The following is a 22,388-nucleotide window of genomic DNA, read 5'->3' on the forward strand; positions in this document are numbered from 1 at the left end:
ACCACTCCTGCTCTGTTCCCCCCGACTCTCCGCGAGGTCATGCTGCGGGGACGCTGGATCGGGATGCTCCTGCTCTGCCTCCTCGTGGCCGGGGTCTTCGCCTGGCTCGGACAGTGGCAGCTGGAGCGCGCGATCGAGACCGATCCGCCCGCTCCCGGAGCCACCGAGCAGGTCCAGCAGCTCACCGACGTCCTCGAGCCGGGCGCCTATCTGCCCGAGCCGCTCGTGGGTCAGCGGGTCGAGACCACCGGCACCTGGGTTCCCGGGGACTTCATCGTGGTGTCGAGCCGCTTCAACGACGATGTCGAGGGCTACTGGGTCACCGGTCAGCTGCGGGTCGCCGAGCGCACCTCCATCGCCGTCGCGATCGGCTGGGCTCCCGATCAGCAGACGGCTGACGCGGCCGTGGAAGAACTGGAAGCCGGCGCCGACGGCTCCGAGGTCGAGGTCACCGGACGCATCATCTCGGACGAGGGTCCCCGTGTACCGCCGCACTCCGATCCGCAGCGGCTGGATCGCATGTCGCCGGCCGCGCTCCTCAGCCGTTGGCACGATGTCGAGGAACTCGACGTCTACCGTCCCTACCTCGCCTCGACCACGGCGACGGCAGGATTGGTCGACATCTCCTCGCCGGCACCCGATGAGATGTCTCCCGTCAACTGGCTCAACGTCTTCTACGCGGTCGAGTGGGCCATCTTCGCCGGCTTCGCGTTCTATCTCTGGTATCGCCTCGCGAAGGATGCCTGGGAGCGCGAGGTCGAGGAGTTCGAGGACGAGGCGCAGGGCGGCACCACCGCCTGATCTCACGCGCATCCGCGCGCGTTCATGTGCGCAATTGTGCGCCATCGTGTGTGGGTAGTGACCTTCGTCAGGGGTCGTTCCGGCCATCCGGTGATCGCTCGATGACGAATCGGAAAACTCCGTTGAGGATGTCCGGACCGCTCCGTATGCTCGCAACCATGTGAGCACGCTGGGAGTTTCCCCTGTGTGCCGTGACAGTCCTGAGAAGTGTCGAACCCGACCGAGGAGACCGCACCGATGATGTCCGCTCCAGACGAGGGGAACCGCATGGCTCCCGTCTCGCACCGTAGAAGTCGAGGGCGCATCGGCGCTCTCGCCGTGACCTGTGTCGCCGCGCTGAGCCTCGGCTCGCTGGCCGCCGTTCCCGCCACCGCCGACACCTCGGGCACAGGGGTGGTGATCAACGAGGCGTATCTCTCCGGCGGCAGCGCGGGAGCGGCGTTCAAGAACAAGTTCGTCGAGCTGTACAACCCCACCTCGGCTCCGATCACCCTCGACGGCATGTCGCTGCAGTACCGCTCGGCGAACGGGACGGCCGCGTTCAACGGCGTGGCTCCGCTCACCGGCGTCATCCCCGCCGGCGGCTACTACCTGGTGCAGGGCAACAGCAACGGCGCGAACGGTGCCGAGCTGCCCGCACCGGATGCCGTCAGCACCCTGACCCCGAGCGGGACCAACGGTACACTCGCGCTCGTCGAGGGCACCGCGGCTGTGAGCCTCACGCCGGGCTCGGCCGTCGGCGTCGACGGCGTCGTCGACCTGCTGGGCTACGGCACCTCGAACACCTTCGAGGGCACGGCGGCCACCGCGCCCTCCGGCAACACCGACGTCAAGTCGCTCAACCGCACAGGCGGCGTCGACACCGACGTCAACAGCGCCGACTTCACGCTCTCGCCCACGATCACCCCGCAGAACTCCGGCGACACCGACCCTGGCACCGGTCCGGGCACGGATCCGACCACGGCCACCATCGCCGAGGTCCAGGGCACGACCGACGTCTCGCCGCTGAACGGGCAGACCGTGCAGGTCGAGGGCGTGGTCACTGCCGACTACCGCACCGGCGGCTACAAGGGCATCGTGATCCAGACCCAGGGCTCCGGCGGCGCGACGGACGCGACGCCCGGTGCCTCGGATGGCGTCTTCGTCTTCCTGAACGCGCTGAACCCGACCCTCGCGATCGGCGACCTCGTCTCGGTGACGGGCTCTGTGAGCGAGTACTTCGGACAGACGCAGATCAACCCGGCCGCGGCCGCCGACGTCTCCGTCGTCACGGCAGGCGTCGGTGTTCCCGCCGTCACACCGCTGCCCGCCGCGGTGCAGGGAGCCGACCGCGAGCAGTTCGAGAACATGTACGTGGCTCCGGAGGGGACCTACCGTCTCGCCTCCAGCCACCAGCTCTTCAACTTCGGCACGCTCTGGCTGAATGCCGGTGACGCACTCGCCGTGAAGAGCACCGAGACCACGCGTCCCGGCGCCGAGGCTGCCGCGATCGCCGCGGCGAACCGGGCGAACCGCATCCTGCTGGACGACGGCTGGTCGATCCAGGTGTCCAACAGCGGCCACCCCGGCGAGCAGCCCTACTTCACGAAGGACACGGTGGTCCGCAACGGCGACACCGTCGACTTCGGCGACAACGGCTACGTGCTGCAGTGGGGCTTCAACGATTGGCGCCTGCAGCCGGTCGTGCCGATCGACGACTCCTCGTCGGCCGACCTCAAGGTCGGCTTCGAGGCGACGAACCCGCGCACCGACAGCGCGCCGTCCGTGGGCGGCGACGTCCAGGTCGCGTCCTTCAACGTCTACAACTACTTCACGACGTTGAAGAGCGAGAACTCCAACGCCCGAGGTGCGGCGAACGCGGCGCAGTTCGCGATCCAGAAGTCCAAGATCGTCGCGGCGATCAACGGGCTCGACGCCGAGATCGTCTCGCTCATGGAGATCGAGAACTCGGTCAAGCTGGGCAAGCCCATCGACACCGCCCTCAAGGACCTCGTCGCCGGCCTCAACGCCGACGCCGGCAGCGACGTGTGGGGCTACGTGCCCACTCCCGCCGCCTTGAACAACGCGGCGACGACCGACTTCATCACCAACGCGATCATCTACAAGAAGGATGCGGTCAAGCGGGTCGGAGACAGCGTCACCGTCACCGACGAGACCGTGTGGGGCAACGCCCGCGAGCCGATCGCGCAGGCGTTCGACATCGACGGCCGCGTCGTCACCGTCGTCGCGAACCATCTGAAGTCGAAGTCGCCGCCCGAGGGAGCAGGAGCGGAGCCGGCCGACGGACAGGGCTTCTTCAACGCCGACCGCGTGAAGCAGGCGAACGCCATCCTCGCCTTCACCGACCAGCTCGAGCAGACGACCGGCAGCGGTGACATGCTGCTGATCGGCGACTTCAACGCCTATGGCAAGGAAGATCCGATCGACGTGTTCACCTCGAACGGGTGGAGCGACCTGGTCGCCGACAAGGCCTCCGGCCAGTACACGTACTCGTTCGACGGCGAGCTCGGCTCGCTCGACCACGTGATCGCGTCGCCGTCGCTCGCCTCGTCGATCACCGGTGCGGGCGTGTGGGGCATCAACTCCCCGGAATGGAGCGACCGCGGCTACGCGTTCGGCGCCACCGAGCAGGGAACGCCCTACCGCTCCAGCGACCACGACCCCATCATCGTCGGCGTCTCCTCGGAGATCCCGCCGGTGAGCATCGACGTCGTCACGGTCAACGACTTCCACGGTCGGATCGAGGCCGACGGCGCTGCGGCGGGTGCGGCGGTCCTGGCCGGTGCGGTCAAGCAGTTCCGTGAGGCGAACCCGAACACGATCTTCGCCGGTGCCGGCGACCTGATCGGCGCGTCGACGTTCACCTCGTTCATCAACGACGACAACCCCACGATCGACGCGCTCAACGCGGCCGGCCTCGACGTCAGTGCGGCGGGCAACCACGAGTTCGATCAGGGCTGGGAAGACCTGCGTGATCGCGTGCAGGAGCGCGCGGACTGGGAGTACATCTCCTCGAACGTGTTCGTCACCGAGACCGGCGAGCCCGCGCTCGCACCGGCCTGGGTGAAGGAGCTCGACGGCGTGCGGGTCGGCTTCGTCGGTGCGGTCACCGAAGACCTCGATTCGCTCGTCTCGCCCGAGGGCATCAAGGACCTCGAGGTCCGCAGCATCGTCGATTCCGTGAACGCGGTGGCCGACGACCTGCGCGACGGCGATGAGTCCAACGGCGAGGCGGATGTCGTCATCCTGCTCGTGCACGAAGGCGCGTCCAGCGTCGAGCTCTCCAGCATCACGCCGGACTCGCCCCTCGGCGAGATCGTCTACGGGGTCGATGACGACGTGGACGCCATCGTGTCGGCGCACACCCACCTCGCCTACAACCACGTGATCGACGGCCGCCCGGTCGTCTCCGCGGGGCAGTATGGCGAGAACCTGGGCCTGATGAACATCAAGGTCGACCCGAAGACGAAGGACCTGATCTCGATCACCAACGAGATCAAGCCCCTCACCGCTGGGGGCAAGCCGCTCTACCCGGCCGTCCCCGAGGTCGCGGACATCGTGGCCAAGGCGAAGGCCGAGGCCGATGTGCTGGGTGCGATCAAGGTCGGCGACATCACGGCCGACTTCAACCGCGCGCGTCAGACGAACGGATCCGAGAACCGCGGTGGCGAGTCCACCATCGGAAACTTCGTCGCCGATGTGCAGAAGTGGTCCACGGGCGCTGATGTGGCGATCATGAACCCGGGCGGCATCCGGGCGAACCTCACGTACGCGTCGGCCGGCGCGTCCGACCCCGACGGCAACGTCACCTACCGTGAAGCGGCGACGGTCCAGCCGTTCGCCAACACGCTCGTGACGCTGACGCTCACGGGGGCGCAGCTGAAGGGCGTGCTCGAGGAGCAGTGGCAGCCGGCAGGTTCGGCTCGTCCGTTCCTGAAGCTCGGAGTCTCGAAGGGATTGGTCTACACCTACGATCCCGCCGCAGCGCAGGGTTCGCGGATCACCTCGATCACCCTCGACGGTGCCCCGCTCGATCCGGCGAAGAACTACACGGTCGCCGCCAACTCGTTCCTCGCGGCCGGTGGAGACAACTTCTTCACCTTCAAGGAGGGCACGGGCAAGCGCGACACCGGCAAGGTCGACCTGCAGTCCATGGTCGACTGGTTCGACGCGAACAAGACCGCGAGCCCCGACTACGCCCAGCGCGCGGTCGGCGTGGCGGTCAGCCCCGCGGATGCCGACGGCTACAGCGCCGGAGACCAGGTGACCGTGTCGCTCTCCTCGCTGGCCTTCAGCGCGGGCGAGCCGGCTCCGGGTGAGGTGTCGCTGTCGCTCGGCGACACGCAGATCGCGGCCGGTGCGGTCGACCCGGCGGTCGTCGACACCACCGACGAGGGCGGGCGCGCCAGCCTGACCTTCACGGTTCCGTCCGGTGTCTTCGGCGAGCAGGTGCTCACCGTGAACGTCGCCGGTACCGGAACTACGGTGCAGGTGCCGTTCACGATCGAGGGAGAAGCCGAGTTCGCCGGCACGATCGCCCTCGGCTCGTCCAAGGTGACCGCGGGCAAGAGCCTCAAGGTCACCGGTGAGGGCTACGTGCCCGGCGAGACCGTGTCGATCGAGCTGCGCCCGAAGAAGGGCAAGCCGGTGCAGGTCGGCACCGTCCAGGTCGGCGCCGACGGTACGTTCAGCACCTCGGTCACCGTGCCGAAGAGCGCCCCGTCGGGCAAGTACACCGTGGCGGCGTCGCAGGCCGATGGAGACGCGGCGACCGCCACGGTCACCGTCAACCGTGCCGGCGGCATCATCGGTGCGATCCTCGACTGGCTCTGGGAGTTGCTGACCCGGTGGTTCTGATCGGGTAGGGGATGACACAGGCGAAGGCCGTCGGGACTCTCCCGGCGGCCTTCGCCACGTCGTCCGGGATTCAGGCGTCGACTGCGACGGGAGCCCACACGAATCCGTCGGGGTCGACCGCAGCGCCGAGCACGCCGTTGACCGTGATCCGATGCGAGCCGGATCCTTCGGCGGGCACGCCCGCGTCCTTCGCGAGGGATGCGTGCCGGTACAGGCCGAGGCCGATCGGGCCGGCTCCGGTGTCGAACTGCACATAGCTGCGGCCGAAGCTCTTGCCGACCGGGATGCCGCGCTCCGTGTAGAAGGTCTTCGATGCGACGACGTCGTCCGCTCCGAGCAGGAGGATGATCTCGTCGACCGTCCGGCTCGGGGGAGCGGTGTCCTTCTTCGCCGAGGTCGCGACCTTCCATATCGCGCCGTCCGGGGCCTGGATCGTGCCGCCGACGCCCCACAGCGACTTCGACACGGGCTTGATCACCGTGGCGCCGGCGGTGACCGCGGCATCCACGAGTGCACGCACATTCGCAGGCTGGGAGACGACGAGCGACAGGGTGTAGCCGCGGAAGCCGGTGGTGTCGGCATCCGCGGTGCGGAATCGCAGGCGATCGCCGAGGTCGAACGCGTGCGCGTAGAACGAGCGGGCGGCGTCCACGTCGGGGACGTCGAGGGTGAGGGAATCGATCGTGGTGTTCATGTCGACGACGCTACGAGCGCGTCTTCCCGCGTGCTTCTCGATTCCTGACCGATGCGCAGCGCTCTCTCCGCACGATGGTGCCCGGATTCGACACGATTTCCCGGCGGCTAGACTGGACGCATGCCCGAACCGAAAGTCGCCAGCTTTCCGGCGATCCGCGGTGCGCTGAAGTTCTACCAGATCGCGTCGATCATCACAGGAGTCATGCTGCTCCTGCTGCTGACCGAGATGGTGCTCAAGTACACGCCGATCCACCTCGAGCTCTTCATGGGAGGCTCCGGAGGACCGCTCTGGTTCGCCGGCGTGCTCGCCGGGCCCGACTGCCAGTGGTGGTCGCTGTTCGCCCCGATGACCAACTCCTGCGAGATGACCTCGCTGGGCGACGGATTCAACCTGTCGCTGTTCATCCTCGTGGCGCACGGTTGGTTCTACGTCGTCTACCTCTTCGCGTGCTTCCGCATGTGGAGCCTGATGCGCTGGCGGTTCCCGCGCTTCATCCTGCTCGCGCTCGGCGGCGTCGTGCCGCTGCTGTCGTTCTTCATGGAGGCCGTCGTCGCCCGTGAAGTCAAGACCTATCTCGCCACCAGAGAGGCCGCCGAGGCCTCCGCCCCCGCCCCGGAAGGTGTCCGTTGACCGAACAGTCCGAGACCCAGCAGCGTCCTGCGCTCGTCGTCGACTTCGGCGCGCAGTACGCGCAGCTGATCGCCCGCCGCGTCCGCGAGGCGGGTGTGTACAGCGAGATCGTGCCGCACACCGCCACGGCTGAGGAGATCGCCGCCAAGAACCCGGTCGCGATCATCCTCTCCGGAGGCCCCTCGTCGGTGTACGAGGAGGGAGCGCCGAAGCTGGACCCGGCGGTCTTCGACCTCGGGGTGCCGACCCTCGGCATCTGCTACGGCTTCCAGTACATGGCCCAGACGCTGGGCGGCGAGGTCGCGAACACCGGTCTGCGCGAGTACGGCGCCACGGATGCCGTGATCACCGGCGACGGCGGGACGCTGCTCGGCGGTCAGCCGGCCGAGCAGAACGTCTGGATGAGCCACGGCGACCAGGTCGCCAAGGCCCCCGAGGGCTTCGACGTGCTCGCGACGACGGATGCGACCAAGGTCGCGGCGTTCGCGAACGAGGAGCGCGGCTTCTACGGCGTGCAGTGGCACCCCGAGGTCAAGCACTCGGACCACGGTCAGCGCGTGCTCGAGAACTTCCTGCACAAGGGCGCGGGCCTCGCGTCCGACTGGAACAGCGGCAACGTGATCGCCGAGCAGATCGAGCGCATCCGCGAGCAGGTGGGCGACGCTCGGGTCATCTCCGCGCTCTCCGGCGGTGTCGACTCCGCCGTCTCCACGGCACTGGTGCACAAGGCCATCGGCGACCAGCTCACCGCGGTCTTCGTCGATCACGGCCTCCTCCGCAAGGGCGAGCGCGAGCAGGTCGAGAAGGATTACGTCGAGTCCACCGGCGTGCGTCTGATCACGGTCGACGCGGCAGAGACCTTCCTCGGCCACCTCCAGGGGGTGACCGACCCGGAAGAGAAGCGCAAGATCATCGGACGCGAGTTCATCCGTGCGTTCGAGAAGGTGCAGCTCGACCTGGTCGCCGAGGCCAAGGCTTCGGGCGGCGCTCCCGTGAAGTTCCTCGTGCAGGGCACGCTCTACCCCGACGTCGTCGAGTCCGGCGGTGGTGCGGGCACGGCGAACATCAAGTCGCACCACAACGTGGGCGGCCTTCCCGACGACCTCGACTTCGAGCTGATCGAGCCGCTGCGCGCCCTGTTCAAGGACGAGGTCCGCGCGATCGGTCGCGAGCTCGGCATCCCCGAGGCGATCGTCGGACGCCAGCCGTTTCCGGGGCCCGGCCTCGGTATCCGGATCATCGGTGAGGTCACCGCTGACCGTCTCGAGATTCTGCGTGAGGCCGACGCCATCGCCCGCGAGGAGCTGACCAAGGCCGGCCTCGACCAGGAGATCTGGCAGTGCCCCGTCGTGCTGCTCGCCGACGTGCGCTCGGTGGGTGTGCAGGGCGACGGCCGCACCTACGGCCACCCGATCGTGCTGCGCCCGGTGTCGAGCGAAGACGCCATGACCGCCGACTGGACGCGTCTGCCGTATGACGTGCTGTCGAAGATCTCGAACCGCATCACGAACGGCGTGCGCGACGTCAACCGCGTCGTGCTCGATGTCACGTCGAAGCCGCCGGGAACGATCGAGTGGGAGTAGGGAGCGCCATGCTCCCCGGTGCGGCGCCGGTGCTTCCCGACGCCGAGTACGTGGTGCTGTCCAGTCGGTTGATCCCGGGCATGGACGGCGGCTACACGATCGCGACGCTCACACGTGCCCGGCAGCTCGCCGAGGCCGGGGTCGCGGAGGGGGCGGGTCCGCAGCTGCTCACGTTCGACCCGGGAACGGCTGCCGATCATGCCGCGCAACGTCGGACGTTCGCGGAGCAGGGGGCGCTCGTCGACCCCTCACGCATGCGCAACCTGTTCGACGAGGCCACGGATTCCGGTGGGGGAGCGGCCGATTGGCTGCGCGCTGCCGCCGACCCCGCGGTGACCGCCGACCCCGACGTCGAGTACCGCGTGCTGACGGATGTCGACGGCCGGCCGTTCGCCGCGCTACCGATCATCCCCGGCAATCCGGACTGGCATCTGACCGAGGAACCCGTTCTCGTCCACGACGCCGCAGGCGAGGTGGTCGGGGCGCTGCACGGGTTCCGCGGGCTCTACCGGGCCTGGCTCGAGCACGTCGCGGACGCGTTCGGTGATCGTCTCATCGTCGTGATCTGCGAATCCCGGCAGCTCGGCGAGCTCATCGCCGACTGGTCCGATCCGCGTGTGCGCATCGTCCACCCGATCCACACCATGCACGTGGAGGCGCCGTACACCCCGGATGCTCCGATGAACACGCTCTGGACGCGCTGGTTCCGGCTGACCGACCGTTTCGACGCCGTCATCTGGCCGACCACCACCCAGCGCGACGATGTCGTGGCGCGTTTCGGCTCCGCGGCTTCTCATGTCGTGGTGCCGAACCCGATCGCCCCGGTGGAGCATCGGGACGACCTCCGCGAAGACGGGCTCGTCGTCGTGCTCGGTCGTCTCGCGCCAGGCAAGCGCATCGATCAGGCGATCCGGGCGTTCCTCGCCGCGGGCGTCGCCGGAACCCGGATGGAGATCTGGGGCGGCGGGCCCGAAGAGGATCGGCTGCGCGCGCTGATCGAGGAGCTCGGCGCGGGGGACCGCGTGCTGCTCGCGGGTTACACCGATTCGCCCGGCACCGTGCTCGATCGGGCGTCGATGATCGTCACGGCCACCGCCTTCGAGGGCCAGCCGTTGTCGATCGTCGAGGCACTCCTGCATGGGACCCCTGTCGTGTCATACGACGCCCGCTACGGCATCCGTGACGTGCTGGAACAGGGCGGTGGCGTCCTGGTCCCGAGCGGCGACGTCGAGGCGCTGGGCGAGGCGATCCGCGCGCTGCTGACCGACCCCGATCGGCTCGCGGCGCTGAGCGCCGAGGCCCCGTCGGTTGCTGCGGCCTGGAGCCCGCAGCGTTCGCTCGACGCCCTGACCGCGGCGATCGCCGACGTCGCCGCGCGCCCGTCCCGTCGCGTCTGACCGCGTCGCCTGACCGCGTCGCCTGACCGCGTCGCCTGACCGCTCCGGCTGACCGCTCCGGTCGCACTTTCTGTCGCCTCACGGCGGCCCGCGCGGCAGGAACTGCGACCGGAGCGTGATCTAGAGCAGCTTGAGCGCCTCGCGGCGAGAGAGCGGCGACAGCTCGTGCGACTCGACGAAGGCTCGCACCCACGCCGGGTCGGTCTTGCCGAGCTCGCGCAGCGCCCAGCCGATGGCCTTGCGGATGAAGAACTCGGTGTCGGCGAGGTTCGGTTCGATCACAGTGGCGAGCAGCTCGCGATCGGTGGCACCTCTGCGTCCGAGCTGGGAGATGATGCTCGCCCGGCGCACCCAGAAGTCGTCGTCGCGCGACCACGTCCGCAGCACCGGCGTCATCTCGGCAGGGTGCGCATCGAGCGTCTCGGTGAGCCGATGCGAGACCTCGTCGACGTGATCCCACCACGCTCCTGTGCGGATCATCTCCTCATGCACATCGAGCATGTCGAGTCGGGCTCGCACCGGACGCAGAGCCATCAGAGCACTGGCGGCGTAGCGCTCCTCGCGAAATGCCGCCTCCCGCCACAGCACGAGTGCCGTACCGCGCAACACCGCCGTGTCCGTCACCTCGCGCGCGAGCCCACGCGTCACGGCTCGCACCCCGGGAACACGTACGCCGAGGAAGGGCAGCGCCGACTTCATGTACGCCTGCTGCGCGGGTGCCAGCTCCGGATCGGCCTCATCACGGAGCGCGGATCGGATGCTCTGTACGAGGTCTGCGGCGGTCACGGGAGCGAGTCTACGACCGCCCCGAGAAGTTCTTCAGAAAGAATTCCGGGATGATGTCGATCCGAGTCGTTCCCGTTCGACGTCATTGATGAGAGGGTCGAGAGACGGCCCTTCGAACAAGGAGAACATCATGAAGTTCATGCTCATCATGCGCGCGACCGACGAGGCCGTCGAGGCCTACAAGGACATGCCCTTCGAGCAGGTCATCGAGGCCATGGGCAAGTACAACGAGTCGATGATCAAGGCCGGAGTGCTCGTCGCGGGCGAGGGCCTGACCGATGCGGCCGAGGGTTTCGTGGTCGACTTCAGCACCGAGAAGCCGCTCATCACCGACGGCCCCTACGGCGAGACGAAGGAGTTGTTCAACGGCTTCTGGATCATCGAGGTCCCCACGCGCGAAGAGGCGGCGGAGTGGGCGAGTCGCGCACCTCTCGGACGTGGGTCGTACCTCGAGGTGCGTCGCGTGACCGGCGTCGAGGACTTCCCGGCGGACAACGAGTGGATCCAGAAGGAAGAGGGCTGGCGCGAGGAAGCAGCTCAGCGCGCGGCACGGCAGTGATGGCACGGCAGTGATGGCACAGCGGTGACGGACTCTTCCCCACACAGCGAGACGGCGCGTTCCGCTCCCGATACCGGGTCTGCGGAGCGCGCCGTCGCCGCCGTGTGGCGCATCGAGTCCGCCCGCATCGTCGGAGCTCTGACGCGTATGGTCGGTGACTTCGGCCTCGCGGAGGACCTGGCTCAGGAGGCGCTGGTGGATGCGTTGCGGCAGTGGCCGGTCGACGGCGTCCCGCGCAAGGCCGGGGCCTGGCTGACCGCGGTCGCGAAACGCAAGGCCATCGATCGGTGGCGTCGACAGGAACGTCTGGACGAGCGGGTCGCCCTTCTCGCACACGACCTGGAGCAGGAGCAGCGGGAGGGGCGAGACCTGCTGTGGGATCCGGACGCCGTCGATGATGACGTGCTGCGCCTGATCTTCATCTCCTGCCACCCTGTGCTCTCGAAAGAGGCGCAGGTCGCTCTGACGCTGCGGGTGGTGGGTGGGCTTTCCAGCGAGGAGATCGCCCGCGCGTTCCTCGTGCCGACCGCCAACGTGCAGCAGCGCATCGTGCGGGCGAAGAAGACGCTCTCCGCCGCCAACGTCCCGTTCGAGGTGCCTTCCCGCGAGGAGCGTGCGCCGCGCATCGGTGCGATCCTCGGCGTGCTGTATCTGATCTTCAACGAGGCCCACGCCGCGAGCAGCGGGCCCGACTGGATGCGCCCCGAGCTGAGTGACGAGGCCATCCGTCTCGGGCGCGTGCTCGCCGCGCTGATGCCGCAGGAACCCGAGGTGCACGGCCTGCTGGCGCTGATGGAGCTGACGGCCGCGCGATTCGGGGCGCGCGTTGATCGACACGGCGACCCGGTGCTGCTTGCCGATCAGGACCGTCGGCGCTGGGATCGTGGCCGCATCTCGCGTGGACGTGCATCGCTGGCGACCGCCGATGCTCTCGGACGCGGGCGCGGTGCCTATGGGCTGCAGGCGGCGATCGCCGAGTGCCATGCCGTGGCGGCGTCTGTCGAGGAGACCGACTGGGAACGGATCGTGCTGCTCTACGAGGCGCTCGGGCGGCTCGCTCCGTCGCCGGTGGTCGAGCTCAACCGAGCGGCTGCGGTGGCGATGGCGACCGGGCCGGCGTCCGCTCTGCTCATCATCGACCAGCTGTCGAGTTCGGGCGCCTTGCACGGCTACCACCTGCTGCCCGCGACACGCGGCGAACTGTTGCGTCGGCTCGGGCGCGAGGAGGAAGCCCGGAGCGAGTTCACCGTCGCCGCCGGACTCGCCGGCAATGATCGGGAGAGATCGCTGCTGGAGCGGAAGGCACGAGGGGCACAGAAATGACCCGCCCCCTTCGGGTGCACGAGGCATCCGAAGGGGACGGGCATCAGGGTGACGCGCGTGGCGTCGACGGCGGATGCCGTCAGCTGCGCGCCTTCTGGCCGCGACCGGCGATCAGGCCGTAGATCAGGAGCACGATGATGGAACCGGCGATGGCGAGGAGCCAGGTGCCGAGGTCCCAGAACTCGGTGAGCGGACGGTTGAGGATCAGACTGCCGAGCCAGCCGCCGAGCAGCGCGCCCACGACGCCGAGGAGCAGCGTGATGAACCAGCCGCCGCCCTGCTTGCCGGGAAGGATCAGCTTGGCGATGGCTCCGGCGATGAGGCCGAGAAGAAGAAAGCCGAGAAAACTCATGGTCAGCTCCTGTGGATCGGGAGCCCCGGGGTGCCGGGGCTTCTGGTATCCAGAGTGCCGACATCGCTGCTCGCGTGCCAACCCCTTGCGCACACATGCCTGGATGTGCGAAGAGGCCCGCCTCCCCAGGGGAGTCGGGCCTCTCGACGCGGTCGGATCGGTGCGCGGTCAGTTGTTGCCGCGGACGATCGCGATGATGCGCAGGATCTCGACGTAGAGCCAGACGACCGTGACCATGATGCCGAAGGCGCCGAGCCAGCCGTACTTGCGGGGAGCACCGTTGCGGACGCCCTGCTGGATCTGATCGAAGTCGAGCACGAGCGAGTACGCCGCCATGATGACGACGAGCACGCCGATGATGACACCGAGCGGGATGCCGAAGATGTTGGCGCTCAGCAGGCCGAAGGCCTGGCCCTGGGGCAGCACTCCGGTCCACATGAGGACCAGGTTCAGCAGCGAGAAGACCAGGTAGCCGATCATCGCGATCATGAAGATCTTCGTCGCCTTCTTCGACGCGCGGATCTTGCCGCTCGCGAAGAGAGCCAGGGTCACCCCGACGACCGAGACGGTCGCGAGCGTCGCCTGGAAGACGATGCCGGGGTAGATGACCTCGAAGAACGCCGAGATGCCACCGATGAAGAGGCCCTCGAACGCGGCGTAGGCGAAGATCAGCGCGGGACGGACCTTCTTGCGCGACGTGAAGGTGATGACCATCGCGAGCACGAAGCCGCCGAGCGCGCCGACGATCCACGGCAGCATGCTGACGGGCGCGGGGTTGTACGGGTCATATCGCGGCACGTCCAGGCCGCCGAGGGTCAGCACCCAGCCGATCGCGGCGGTGACGAGCAGGATGCCGAACAGGCCGGCCGTCTTCCAGACCGTGTCCTCGACCGACATGCGGTCGGTCTCGATCGCTCCGGCCGGCGGGGCGGCGTACATGCCCTCGAGCTGTGCGTTGGCCGCAGCGTCCATCGCCCCGTGCTGGAGCGAGGCGTTCTGCGCGCCCTGGGCAGCCTGAGGTCCGCCCGGGTACGTCGCGACGTTGCGCGGGTCCTGCTGCTGGAAAGCAGGGTTGTTGAAAGCGAAGTTGCTCATTGGTGGGCCTCACTCCAAAAGGGGGGTAGTAGGTCTCTTTCCTCCACGATACTCGGGAGGGCGCATCGCCGGGGTGTTCTACGCTGAGAGCGTGCCCAGGAAATCACCCCTCGTCATCGGGCACCGCGGTGCGCCCGGCTATCGCCCGGAGCACAGCCGCTCCTCCTATGAGCTCGCTCTCGCCATGGGGGTGGATGCGGTCGAACCCGACGTCGTGGCGACCAAGGACGGCGTGCTCATCGTGCGGCACGAGAACGAGATCTCGGGCACGACCGACGTCGCGGAACATTCGGAGTTCGCCGACCGCAAGACGACGAAGCGCGTCGACGGGCAGGCGCTGACGGGATGGTTCAGCGAGGACTTCACGTGGGACGAGTTGTCGACCCTGCGCATCCGCGAGCGGCTGCCCGAGGTGCGGGCATCGAGCGCGAGCTTCGACGGCGCCCAGCAGATCCTGCGCCTGCGCGATGTGCTCGACATCGTGCGCGACGGATCGGCGGAGCATGGACGCGAGATCGGCGTGGTGCTCGAGGTCAAGCACGCCACGTACTTCGCGAGCATCGGCCTCGACCTGGCCCCCCTCATCGACCGCGAGCTGCGCGACGCCGGATGGGCCGAGGGGGAGCTGCCGCTGGTGATCGAGTGCTTCGAGTCGACCGTGCTCGGGCAGCTGCGTGAACGCGGGATCTCCGCGTCGTACATCTACCTGATCGAGGCATCGGGGCGTCCGTACGACCTCCTGGTGGCCGAGGGCAAACATGCTCTCACCTACGAGGAGACCGTCGCCCCGAAGGGACTCGACGCCCTTGTCGGACAGGTCGACGGCATCAGCGTGAGCAAGAAGATGCTGCTCGACCGGGGCAACACGATCGTCGCGGATGCGCATGCACGAGGGCTGCAGGTCTTCACGTGGACGTGTCGGCCGGAGAACGCCTTCCTCGCGGCGGAATTCCGTGGTCCGGGCGGGCGCGGCGCCTACGGCGACTACGAGGCGGAGTGGGGCGTCATCGCACGTCAGGGCGTGGACGGCGTGTTCGTCGATCATCCGGATCTGGGCGTCGCCTTCTTCCGCAGCTGATGCGGTCGCGCAGGTCCGCGGCGTCAGAGCGGTCCGAGCACGCTCTGCACGTCGCTCTCGAGCATCAGGGCGCGCAGGGGCTCGAGGATCTCGCGTTCCTCGAAACGGAAGTGGGATTCCATGATCGCGGCGATCCCGTCGAGGTGACCGCCGATCGCGGTCGCATCGTCGCCGCGCTCGGCTGCACCGCGCAGCGAGTCGAGCAGGTGGGCGAGCATCGAGTGATCCTGCATCAGCTTGTCGATGATCCCGCCGAGCTCCGGATGCTCCGCGCGCAGAGCAGGGAAGAGCTGCCGATCCTCGGCGCCGTGGTGGCCGTCGAGGGCGGCGCAGAATCCGACGCAGTAGAGCACGAGTTCCGATGCGGCATCGGGGACGTCCGTGCCGTGGTCGAGGGCGTCGCGCGTGGCGGCGAGCGCGGCGCGCAGACGCGAATGCGCCGATCGGAGCTCCTGATCCCACGCGATCAGACGGGCGGCATCCATCGGGCCAGTGTAGAGGGGCCGGTGCAGAGCGGGCCCGTGTCGGCGGATTCCCGCTCAGAGGGTGCGGTCGAAGGCGCCGCGGCGGGTGGAGACGATCTCCTTGCCCAGCGGCATGAGCGAGATCGGGACCATCTTGAAGTCGGCGATGCCCATCGGGATGCCGATGATCGTGATGCAGAGCAGGATTCCGGACACGATGTGTCCGATCGCGAGCCACCAGCCGGCCAGGATCACCCACAGCACGTTGCCGAGGAACGACCCGACACCCGCGGTGGGCTTGCTGATGACCTCGCGGCCGAACGGCCAGATCGCGTAGGCGGCGATGCGGAACGAGGCGATCGCCCAGGGGATCGTGATGATCGGGATGCACAGCAGGATGCCGGCGAGGACGTACCCGAGGAACAGGGCCCAGCCGGCGAGGATGACCCAGATGATGTTGAGGATCGTGCGCATGAGCTGATTGTGTCACCCCTCTGCGGCCGGGCCTGAGCATCCGCCCCGAGGTCCCGGAGGCGACGGACTCCGGATGCCAGACTGACCGCATGACCGGAATCGTGGTGCAAGACGTCAGCAGAGCGTTCGGGACGGTGCAGGCGGTGAGGGGCGCCACTCTCCGGGCCGAGCCCGGCCGGGTCACCGGCCTCGTGGGGCCGAACGGAGCAGGCAAGACCACTCTGCTGCTGATGCTCGCCTCCCTCCTCGCTCCCGACACCGGGACGATCAGCATCGGAGGCGTCGACCCCTCCGTCGATCCGCTCGCCGCACGACGCCTGCTCGGATGGATGCCGGACGCTCTCGGTGCGTGGCCGTCGCTCACCGCACGGGAGACCATCGTCACGACCGCCCGCCTGTACGGCATCGAGAAGCCGCAGGCCGCGGTCCGTGCGGAGCAGCTGCTCGCCCTCGTCGGGCTGACCGAACTCGCCGACTCCCCGGCCAAGGTGCTGTCGCGAGGGCAGAAGCAGAAGCTGGGCCTGGCACGCGCGTTGGTGAACGACCCGCAGGTGCTGCTCCTCGACGAACCGGCTTCCGGTCTCGATCCGGAGGCGCGGGTGCAGCTGCGGGTGCTGCTGCGCCGTTTCGCGGCGGAGGGGCGCACCGTGCTGATCTCGAGCCACATCCTCTCGGAGCTCGAAGAGGTCGTCGACGACGCGGTCTTCCTCGTCGCCGGTGCCGTCGTCGATGCCGCACCGGCGCGGAGCATGCTGCGCGCGTGGCGGGTGCGTCTCGCCGGTGCGACCGAGGATCGGATGAAGGCCGATGCCTGGCAGGTGGCCTCGAATCTCGGTATCGCCCCCGAATCCCTCTCGCAGGATCGCGGAGCGGTGCTCGTCGGATTCGAGGGAGAGGATGCCGCGGCACAGGCCCTTCGGCATCTGATCGAGGCGGGGCTCCCGGTCGTGGAGTTCGCTCCGGCGCAGAACCAGTTGGAGCACACGTTCCTGAACCTGCATCATGCGACACCACCCCAGGCATCCACAGGAACGGAGGCGGGCGCATGAGCCTCGCGAACATCGGCATCATCGCCCGACTCGAACTGACCCAACGCTTGCGCAGCGTGGGCTGGTATGTGCTGCTCGGGGTCTTCGCCCTGGTGCTGCTCGGGGTCACGGGGCTCTCGTTCGCCGTGTACTCCTGGGGCGATGCGGTCGGTGCCGGCGTCTACTCGATCGTCGTCAACATCGTGCTGCTGCTGGTCGTGCTGGTGTCGCCGACGCTCAGCGGCAACGCGATCAACGGGGATCGCGATGCCGCGACGCTCGCGGCCGTGCAGGTGACCGCCGCGTCGACCGGCGACATCATGCTCGGCAAGCTCGTCGCGGCCGTGGCGACCGGCGGTGCCTTCCTGGTGGTCGCGGTGCCGTTCCTGGCCCTGTCGTTGCTGGGTGGGGGAGCGAACCCGGCCGTGCTGCTCATCTCCCTGCTCGTGCTCGCGGCCGAGATCATCATCGTGGCCGCGATCGGAGTGGGGTTGAGTGGACTCATCGCGCGTCCGCTGTTCTCGGTCGCGACGACCTACCTGGTCGTCGCCGCGCTCGTGTTCGGAACGCTCATCGTGTTCGGACTCGGCGGCATGGCGGTGCGCAGCGAAGCGACCGTGTACTCGCGCCCGTACGACGCGAACGGCACGCCGGACTGTGATCGCTGGGAGGTGAACAGCACCCAGGATGTGCCTCGGTTCGATCTGGTGTGGTGGACGCTCGCCGCGAACCCGTTCGTCGTGCTCGCCGACGCGACCCCGACCGAGTACGCGACGGGGGGTTATCCCGTCGACATGTTCGGTCAGATCAAGTACGGATTGCGCAGCGCGCAGCTCTCGCCCTTGGAACAGCGCTGGGACGAGTGCGACCCCGGTGGCGGGTACCGCACACCCCAAGAGGTGATCGACTCGACGGTGCCGAGCTGGTTCGTCGGCCTGGGGGTGCAGATCGTCATCGCGGGTTCGCTGTTCGCGGGGGCATGGGCGCGCACGCGGACGCCGGCTCGCCGGCTGCCCCCGGGCACGCGCATCGCCTGAGGCTCTTCCCCTCGGGCACGTTCCGGTCGCACCACCCGCCGTTCCGGACGCTCTGATGCGGCGGCAAGTGCGACCGGGACGGGAACCGGGAACGGCGAAGACGTGGGCAGCGGATGGCCACCTTCCGTTCATCTGCCGTGCACTCGGCGGATCCTCTGCGGCCACGTGGGGTCGGTGGTCTGGGCGGGTACCCGACTGAGTCCCCCCTCCGGTCCGGCCCTGCACCATGGGGTCTGCCGGCCCAGCCACCCAGGAGTCTCCATGCCCCGCCTGCACCGTGCAGCGGCGGTCACGGCGGTGTGCGCCTTGAGCGCCGCCGCCCTGCTCGCCACTCCCCTCGCCGCGATCGGCGCCGACCCCGGCATCCGCCCGTCCGTGGCGACGTCGACCGCTCCGAGTCTCGTCCTGAACGAGATCGTCTACGACGACGCGGCGACCGGCCTCGCCGACCAGGTCGAGATCTACAACGCCGGGACCGAGGTGGTCGATCTCGCGGGGTGGAAGATCGCGGACGAGAAGCGCGACACCTTCGGCGCGGCCCCGGATGGCACGTCGCTCGCCCCGGGGGAGTTCCTGGTGCTGGTGAAGGACGTCGACTTCGCGTTCGGGCTCGGCAAGGGCGACGAGGTCGTGCTCTTCGACCCGGACGGCACCGAGGTCGACTCCTATGCGTATGCGAACACCGCGCCGCTGTCGGTGTGGGCGCGCTGCCCTGACGGCACGGGTGCCTGGGCGCCGGCGACGCAGGTGACGCCCGGCGCTGCGAACGATTGCACGGTTGCTCCTGTCGCCGGTTCGATCGTGATCAACGAGGTCGACTCGCAGCCGGCCGACTGGGTGGAGTTCTACAACCCCGGCACCGCTGCGCTCGACATCTCGGGCTACGAGATCCGGGACAACTCGGACGATCACCGCTGGCAGTTCCTCCCGGGAACGCAGATCGGCGCGGGACAGTTCCTCGTGGTCGAAGAGGGTACGGTCGGAGTCTCCGGAGGCGTCGAGGCTGCATTCCGCGAGCCGATCGGCATCGGCAGCGCCGACCGCATCCGCCTCTACGACACCTCGGGCGCGATGATCGACGACACGCTCCCGTGGCAGGGGCATGCGGCGATCGACGGCGACTTCGCCGCGGCCACCCTGGCGCGCTGCCCCGACGGCGTCGGCTCCTTCGTGCTCGCGCACCCGACCCCGGGCGCCACGAACTCGTGCGTCATGCCCGACGTCGTGATCAACGAGATCGAGTCGAACGGCGACACCACCGACTGGATCGAGGTCGTGAACACGGGCAGCACGGCGGTGGATCTCTCCGGCTGGACCGTGATGGACAGCGATCCCGCCGGTCATGCCGGTGAGGCGACCCCGCTGCCCGCAGGCACGATCCTGCAGCCCGGAGGCTACTTCGTCTTCGATCAGCCGGCGAACTTCGTCTTCGGGCTCGGTAACGGCGATACCGTGTCGATCCGCGACGCGAACGGCAACACGGTCGATGAGCACGTGTACGCCGCGCATGCCGCAGGGGTCCTCGCCCGCTGCGCCGACGGCACCGGCGACTTCGTCGACATCGCGGTCTCGACCAAGGGGCTGCGCAACGCCTGCGGCAACCCCGTGCGCATCAACGAGGTCGAATCCGACGGCGGCTCGCCCGACGACTGGGTGGAGCTCGTGAACCCGACGAGCACGGCGCTCGATGTGTCGGGCATCGTGGTGAAGGACGACGACGACACCCACGCGTACGCGATCCCGGCCGGAACCCTCCTCGGCGCGGGGGAGTACCTCGTGATCGAGCGGGCGCAGTTCGGCTTCGGTCTCGGTGACGGCGATGCGGTGCGGGTGTTCGACGGCGACCTGCTCGTGGACGAGACCACCTGGGGCGCGGGCCACGCCGCCACCACCTGGGGGCGTTGCCCCGACACGACCGGCGCGTTCGCTGTCACCGCAGCGCCCACGAAGGGCACCGCGAACGTGTGCCCCGGCGAGGTCGCCGTGTCGCCGTGGCCCGGCTCTGCCGAGGTGCGCGTGGTGGACGGCATCCCCACGTTCCTCGAGGACAGTTCGGGCCTCGACGTGCAGGAGACCGCCGACGGCGCCTTCCTCTGGGCTGTCGACAACGGTGAAGGCCGCATCTGGAAGCTCGATGCGCACGCCGACGGCTCGGTCGAGAAGGCGGAAGGGTGGGATGCGGGCAAGCGCGTGCGCTTCCAGAAGGACGCCGCGAATCCGGGAGCCGCGGGCCCCGACACCGAAGGCATCACGGTCGACGGAGACGGCTTCGTCTACGTGGCGTCCGAACGCGACAACAGCGCCAAGGGCGTGAACCAGAACGTGGTGCTGAAGGTCGACCCCGAGGCCTCGGACGGCGATCTCGTCGCCCAGCAGGAATGGGATCTGACCGCGTTGCTTCCTGCCGTCGGGGCGAACCTCGGCATGGAGGCCGTGCAGTGGGTGCCGGATGCCGCGCTCGCCGGAAAGCTCTTCGATGACAGGACGGGTGCGGCGTACGACCCGAGGGACTACGCCGGTCACGGTGACGGGCTGTTCTTCGTCGCGGTCGAGGACAACGGTCACGTCTACGCATTCGCCCTCGGGGCCGACGGCTCCGCGACGCTCGTGTCGGAGATCGCTCCCGGTCTCACCGGAGTCATGGCGCTCGACTACGACACCGTGCGCAACACCCTGTGGGCCGTGTGCGACGACGGCTGCCAGGGCCGCTCCGCCGAGATCACGCTGAACGGCACCGGGCAGCCGAGCCTCGTGCACTACGCCCGCCCTGCCGGGATGCCCGACATCAACAACGAGGGCTTCGCGACCGCGCCGGCCTCGCTGTCGGTCGACGGACAGCGCCCGGTGTGGTGGTTCGCCGACGGGTTCGCCTCCGAGGCGCTGCGCACGGGAACGCTGCCGGGAGTCGACGACGGCACCCCCGGCGGCGAGACCCCGCCGCTCCCGGGCACCGGCCTCGTCGACGACAATCGCCACGGTCTGACGGTGGACCCGTCGGTCGCGACCCGCGGGCAGAAGGTCACGATCACGGTCGGGGCCGGCGGCACGGGAACGGACGTGTCGGTGTGGATGTACTCCGACCCGACGCGGATCGCGTCGGGGACGCTCACGGACGCGGGCACCATCTCGGTGACCGTCCCGGCGGACGCTCCGCTCGGCGCGCACAGGATCGCGGTGTTCGACGCGAGCGGCGCGCTCCTCGGTTGGGCGGACCTCCGCGTCGCGGCGGGTAACGGGGCCGGGGCCGGGGGAGAGGCCGGGGCAGGGGTCGGTGGGCTGGCGACGACCGGTGCGGAACTCCCCGTCGCCGCCGTCGCACTGGCGCTGATGCTGCTCACCGCCGGTGCGGTGGCCGTGCGGCGCAAGCGCACGGCATGAGCCATGGGAGGGGGCGCGCGCGTGCGCTCGTGTGCGCCCTCCCATGGCCGGACGGTCACGTGCCCGCCGCTCCGCGTGGATCATCTGCAATGGAGGATGCGCGCGGGCCCCGGCACCGCTAGACATGGGGGAGGCGCGGAAGGACCGCGCGCGGAGGGCCGTCGATGAGCATCGCATTCCTGCTGACCACCCTGGTGATCGTCGCGACGCCGGGGACCGGTGCCGTCTACTCGATAGCGGCGGGCATCTCGCGAGGGCGCCGAGCCGGAGTCATCGCCGCGTTCGGCTGCACCCTCGGTGTCATCCCGCACATGATCGCCGCGATCACGGGGCTCGCAGCGATCCTGAACGCCTCCGCGATCGCGTTCGAGACCATCAAGTGGTTCGGCATCGCCTATCTGCTGTTCCTCGCCTGGCAGACCATGAGGGACAAGTCGTTGATCCAGGCCGACGAGAGCGTCGCCCCGCTGTCGTCCTGGCGTGTGATCCGCACCGCTGTCCTCATCAACGTGCTCAATCCCAAGCTCACGATCTTCTTCTTCGCCTTCCTGCCCCAGTTCGTCCCGGCCCAGACGCCGAACGGCACCTGGCAGATGGTCGGGCTCAGCCTGGTGTTCATGGCGCTCACGTTCGTGGTCTTCGCGCTGTACGGCGTCTTCGCGGCCACCATGCGCGCCCAGGTGCTGGGGCGACCGAGGGTCATGACGTGGCTGCGCCGCTCCTTCGCCGCGACGTACGTGCTCCTGGCCGGACGTCTCGCGCTGGAGACCCGGTAGCCTGCTCGGGACGCCGCGTCGTGAGCAGGCCTCCGGACGGCGCGAGGCCGTGCCGCGGTGTCGGTGCCGACGC

Annotated in this window: 18 protein-coding genes; 12 read left to right on the plus strand and 6 right to left on the minus strand. The window is 68.8% G+C overall.

Features of this window, described 5'->3' with window-relative positions; all coding sequences use genetic code 11:
• Positions 1-39: 39 nt before the first annotated feature.
• Both GLO27_RS01495 and GLO27_RS01500 read left to right on the plus strand, forming a co-directional pair.
• Complete coding sequence (locus GLO27_RS01495) at positions 40-801, plus strand: SURF1 family cytochrome oxidase biogenesis protein (RefSeq protein ID WP_136024565.1); 762 nt, start codon at positions 40-42, stop codon at positions 799-801.
• 237 nt (positions 802-1,038) lie between these two features.
• Entirely contained in the window at positions 1,039-5,658 is a 4,620-nt protein-coding gene (locus tag GLO27_RS01500; RefSeq protein ID WP_167253281.1) for an ExeM/NucH family extracellular endonuclease, read from the plus strand.
• Between the two features lie 70 nt (positions 5,659-5,728).
• Here GLO27_RS01500 and GLO27_RS01505 read toward each other — a convergent pair whose 3' ends face one another.
• A complete protein-coding gene (locus GLO27_RS01505) occupies positions 5,729-6,352 on the minus strand; it encodes a glyoxalase (protein WP_029266983.1) in 624 nt (207 codons plus the stop codon).
• 120 nt (positions 6,353-6,472) lie between these two features.
• Here GLO27_RS01505 and GLO27_RS01510 point away from each other — a divergent pair, with 120 nt between their 5' ends.
• Genes GLO27_RS01510 through GLO27_RS01520 form a run of 3 tightly spaced genes read left to right on the plus strand, consistent with a single transcriptional unit; the run spans position 6,473 to position 9,965 of the window.
• Positions 6,473-6,985 (plus strand): DUF3817 domain-containing protein, encoded by a 513-nt coding sequence (locus GLO27_RS01510; RefSeq protein ID WP_021198891.1) that lies wholly within the window; start codon positions 6,473-6,475, stop codon positions 6,983-6,985.
• A complete protein-coding gene (gene guaA / locus GLO27_RS01515) occupies positions 6,982-8,568 on the plus strand; it encodes a glutamine-hydrolyzing GMP synthase (protein ID WP_021198890.1) in 1,587 nt (528 codons plus the stop codon). The genes GLO27_RS01510 and guaA overlap by 4 nt, the downstream gene beginning before the upstream one ends.
• Before the next feature lie 8 nt (positions 8,569-8,576).
• The gene (locus tag GLO27_RS01520) at positions 8,577-9,965 is read left to right on the plus strand and encodes a glycosyltransferase (RefSeq protein WP_167253283.1); all 1,389 of its coding nucleotides are present in this window, start codon (positions 8,577-8,579) and stop codon (positions 9,963-9,965) included.
• A 120-nt stretch (positions 9,966-10,085) separates the two neighbouring features.
• Here the strand turns inward: GLO27_RS01520 and GLO27_RS01525 are convergent, their stop codons facing one another.
• A complete protein-coding gene (locus tag GLO27_RS01525) occupies positions 10,086-10,751 on the minus strand; it encodes a DNA alkylation repair protein (RefSeq protein ID WP_021198888.1) in 666 nt (221 codons plus the stop codon).
• A gap of 130 nt (positions 10,752-10,881) precedes the next feature.
• On the opposite strand from GLO27_RS01525, the gene GLO27_RS01530 reads away from it, so the two are divergent.
• A complete protein-coding gene (locus GLO27_RS01530) occupies positions 10,882-11,310 on the plus strand; it encodes a YciI family protein (RefSeq protein WP_029258591.1) in 429 nt (142 codons plus the stop codon).
• Between the two features lie 24 nt (positions 11,311-11,334).
• Positions 11,335-12,633 carry an RNA polymerase sigma factor gene (locus tag GLO27_RS01535; protein WP_167253285.1) on the plus strand — a complete coding sequence of 433 codons (1,299 nt, stop codon included), beginning with the start codon at positions 11,335-11,337 and terminating at the stop codon, positions 12,631-12,633.
• A 79-nt stretch (positions 12,634-12,712) separates the two neighbouring features.
• Here GLO27_RS01535 and GLO27_RS01540 read toward each other — a convergent pair whose 3' ends face one another.
• A complete protein-coding gene (locus GLO27_RS01540; RefSeq protein ID WP_021198885.1) occupies positions 12,713-12,985 on the minus strand; it encodes a GlsB/YeaQ/YmgE family stress response membrane protein in 273 nt (90 codons plus the stop codon).
• 168 nt (positions 12,986-13,153) lie between these two features.
• Complete coding sequence (locus GLO27_RS01545) at positions 13,154-14,080, minus strand: Bax inhibitor-1/YccA family protein (RefSeq protein WP_021198884.1); 927 nt, start codon at positions 14,078-14,080, stop codon at positions 13,154-13,156.
• A gap of 91 nt (positions 14,081-14,171) precedes the next feature.
• Here GLO27_RS01545 and GLO27_RS01550 point away from each other — a divergent pair, with 91 nt between their 5' ends.
• A complete protein-coding gene (locus GLO27_RS01550; RefSeq protein ID WP_167253287.1) occupies positions 14,172-15,158 on the plus strand; it encodes a glycerophosphodiester phosphodiesterase family protein in 987 nt (328 codons plus the stop codon).
• Positions 15,159-15,181: 23 nt separating this feature from the next.
• On the opposite strand, the gene GLO27_RS01555 is transcribed toward GLO27_RS01550, so the two are convergent.
• Together GLO27_RS01555 and GLO27_RS01560 are read right to left on the minus strand one after the other, a co-directional pair.
• The gene (locus GLO27_RS01555; RefSeq protein ID WP_167253289.1) at positions 15,182-15,643 is read right to left on the minus strand and encodes a hemerythrin domain-containing protein; all 462 of its coding nucleotides are present in this window, start codon (positions 15,641-15,643) and stop codon (positions 15,182-15,184) included.
• Positions 15,644-15,697: 54 nt separating this feature from the next.
• A complete protein-coding gene (locus tag GLO27_RS01560) occupies positions 15,698-16,096 on the minus strand; it encodes a YccF domain-containing protein (protein WP_021198881.1) in 399 nt (132 codons plus the stop codon).
• 89 nt (positions 16,097-16,185) lie between these two features.
• Here GLO27_RS01560 and GLO27_RS01565 point away from each other — a divergent pair, with 89 nt between their 5' ends.
• The 4 genes from GLO27_RS01565 (at position 16,186) to GLO27_RS01580 (ending at position 22,315) form a co-directional block, all read left to right on the plus strand.
• On the plus strand, positions 16,186-17,145 hold the full coding sequence (locus GLO27_RS01565; protein ID WP_021198880.1) for an ABC transporter ATP-binding protein: 960 nt from the start codon (positions 16,186-16,188) through the stop codon (positions 17,143-17,145).
• A complete protein-coding gene (locus GLO27_RS01570) occupies positions 17,142-18,161 on the plus strand; it encodes an ABC transporter permease (protein WP_021198879.1) in 1,020 nt (339 codons plus the stop codon). The genes GLO27_RS01565 and GLO27_RS01570 overlap by 4 nt, the downstream gene beginning before the upstream one ends.
• Positions 18,162-18,422: 261 nt before the next feature.
• Positions 18,423-21,539, plus strand: a complete 3,117-nt coding sequence (locus GLO27_RS01575; RefSeq protein WP_167253291.1) for a lamin tail domain-containing protein — start codon at positions 18,423-18,425, stop codon at positions 21,537-21,539.
• A gap of 164 nt (positions 21,540-21,703) precedes the next feature.
• Positions 21,704-22,315 carry a LysE family translocator gene (locus tag GLO27_RS01580; RefSeq protein WP_167253293.1) on the plus strand — a complete coding sequence of 204 codons (612 nt, stop codon included), beginning with the start codon at positions 21,704-21,706 and terminating at the stop codon, positions 22,313-22,315.
• Positions 22,316-22,388 lie beyond the last annotated feature (73 nt).

Source organism: Microbacterium sp. Be9 (assembly GCF_011754135.1).
Classification (GTDB): domain Bacteria; phylum Actinomycetota; class Actinomycetes; order Actinomycetales; family Microbacteriaceae; genus Microbacterium; species Microbacterium maritypicum_A.

Bases quoted from the DNA above. Each gene is read 5' to 3' on its own strand.
- GLO27_RS01565 (WP_021198880.1), top strand. From the start codon at position 16,186: ATGACCGGAATCGTGGTGCAAGACGTCAGCAGAGCGTTCGGGACGGTG.
- GLO27_RS01560 (WP_021198881.1), bottom strand. From the start codon at position 16,096: ATGCGCACGATCCTCAACATCATCTGGGTCATCCTCGCCGGCTGGGCC.
- GLO27_RS01530 (WP_029258591.1), top strand. From the start codon at position 10,882: ATGAAGTTCATGCTCATCATGCGCGCGACCGACGAGGCCGTCGAGGCC.
- GLO27_RS01570 (WP_021198879.1), top strand. From the start codon at position 17,142: ATGAGCCTCGCGAACATCGGCATCATCGCCCGACTCGAACTGACCCAA.
- GLO27_RS01505 (WP_029266983.1), bottom strand. From the start codon at position 6,352: ATGAACACCACGATCGATTCCCTCACCCTCGACGTCCCCGACGTGGAC.
- GLO27_RS01580 (WP_167253293.1), top strand. From the start codon at position 21,704: ATGAGCATCGCATTCCTGCTGACCACCCTGGTGATCGTCGCGACGCCG.
- GLO27_RS01575 (WP_167253291.1), top strand. From the start codon at position 18,423: ATGCCCCGCCTGCACCGTGCAGCGGCGGTCACGGCGGTGTGCGCCTTG.
- GLO27_RS01510 (WP_021198891.1), top strand. From the start codon at position 6,473: ATGCCCGAACCGAAAGTCGCCAGCTTTCCGGCGATCCGCGGTGCGCTG.
- GLO27_RS01520 (WP_167253283.1), top strand. From the start codon at position 8,577: ATGCTCCCCGGTGCGGCGCCGGTGCTTCCCGACGCCGAGTACGTGGTG.
- GLO27_RS01545 (WP_021198884.1), bottom strand. From the start codon at position 14,080: ATGAGCAACTTCGCTTTCAACAACCCTGCTTTCCAGCAGCAGGACCCG.
- GLO27_RS01495 (WP_136024565.1), top strand. From the start codon at position 40: ATGCTGCGGGGACGCTGGATCGGGATGCTCCTGCTCTGCCTCCTCGTG.
- GLO27_RS01540 (WP_021198885.1), bottom strand. From the start codon at position 12,985: ATGAGTTTTCTCGGCTTTCTTCTTCTCGGCCTCATCGCCGGAGCCATC.
- GLO27_RS01500 (WP_167253281.1), top strand. From the start codon at position 1,039: ATGATGTCCGCTCCAGACGAGGGGAACCGCATGGCTCCCGTCTCGCAC.
- GLO27_RS01555 (WP_167253289.1), bottom strand. From the start codon at position 15,643: ATGGATGCCGCCCGTCTGATCGCGTGGGATCAGGAGCTCCGATCGGCG.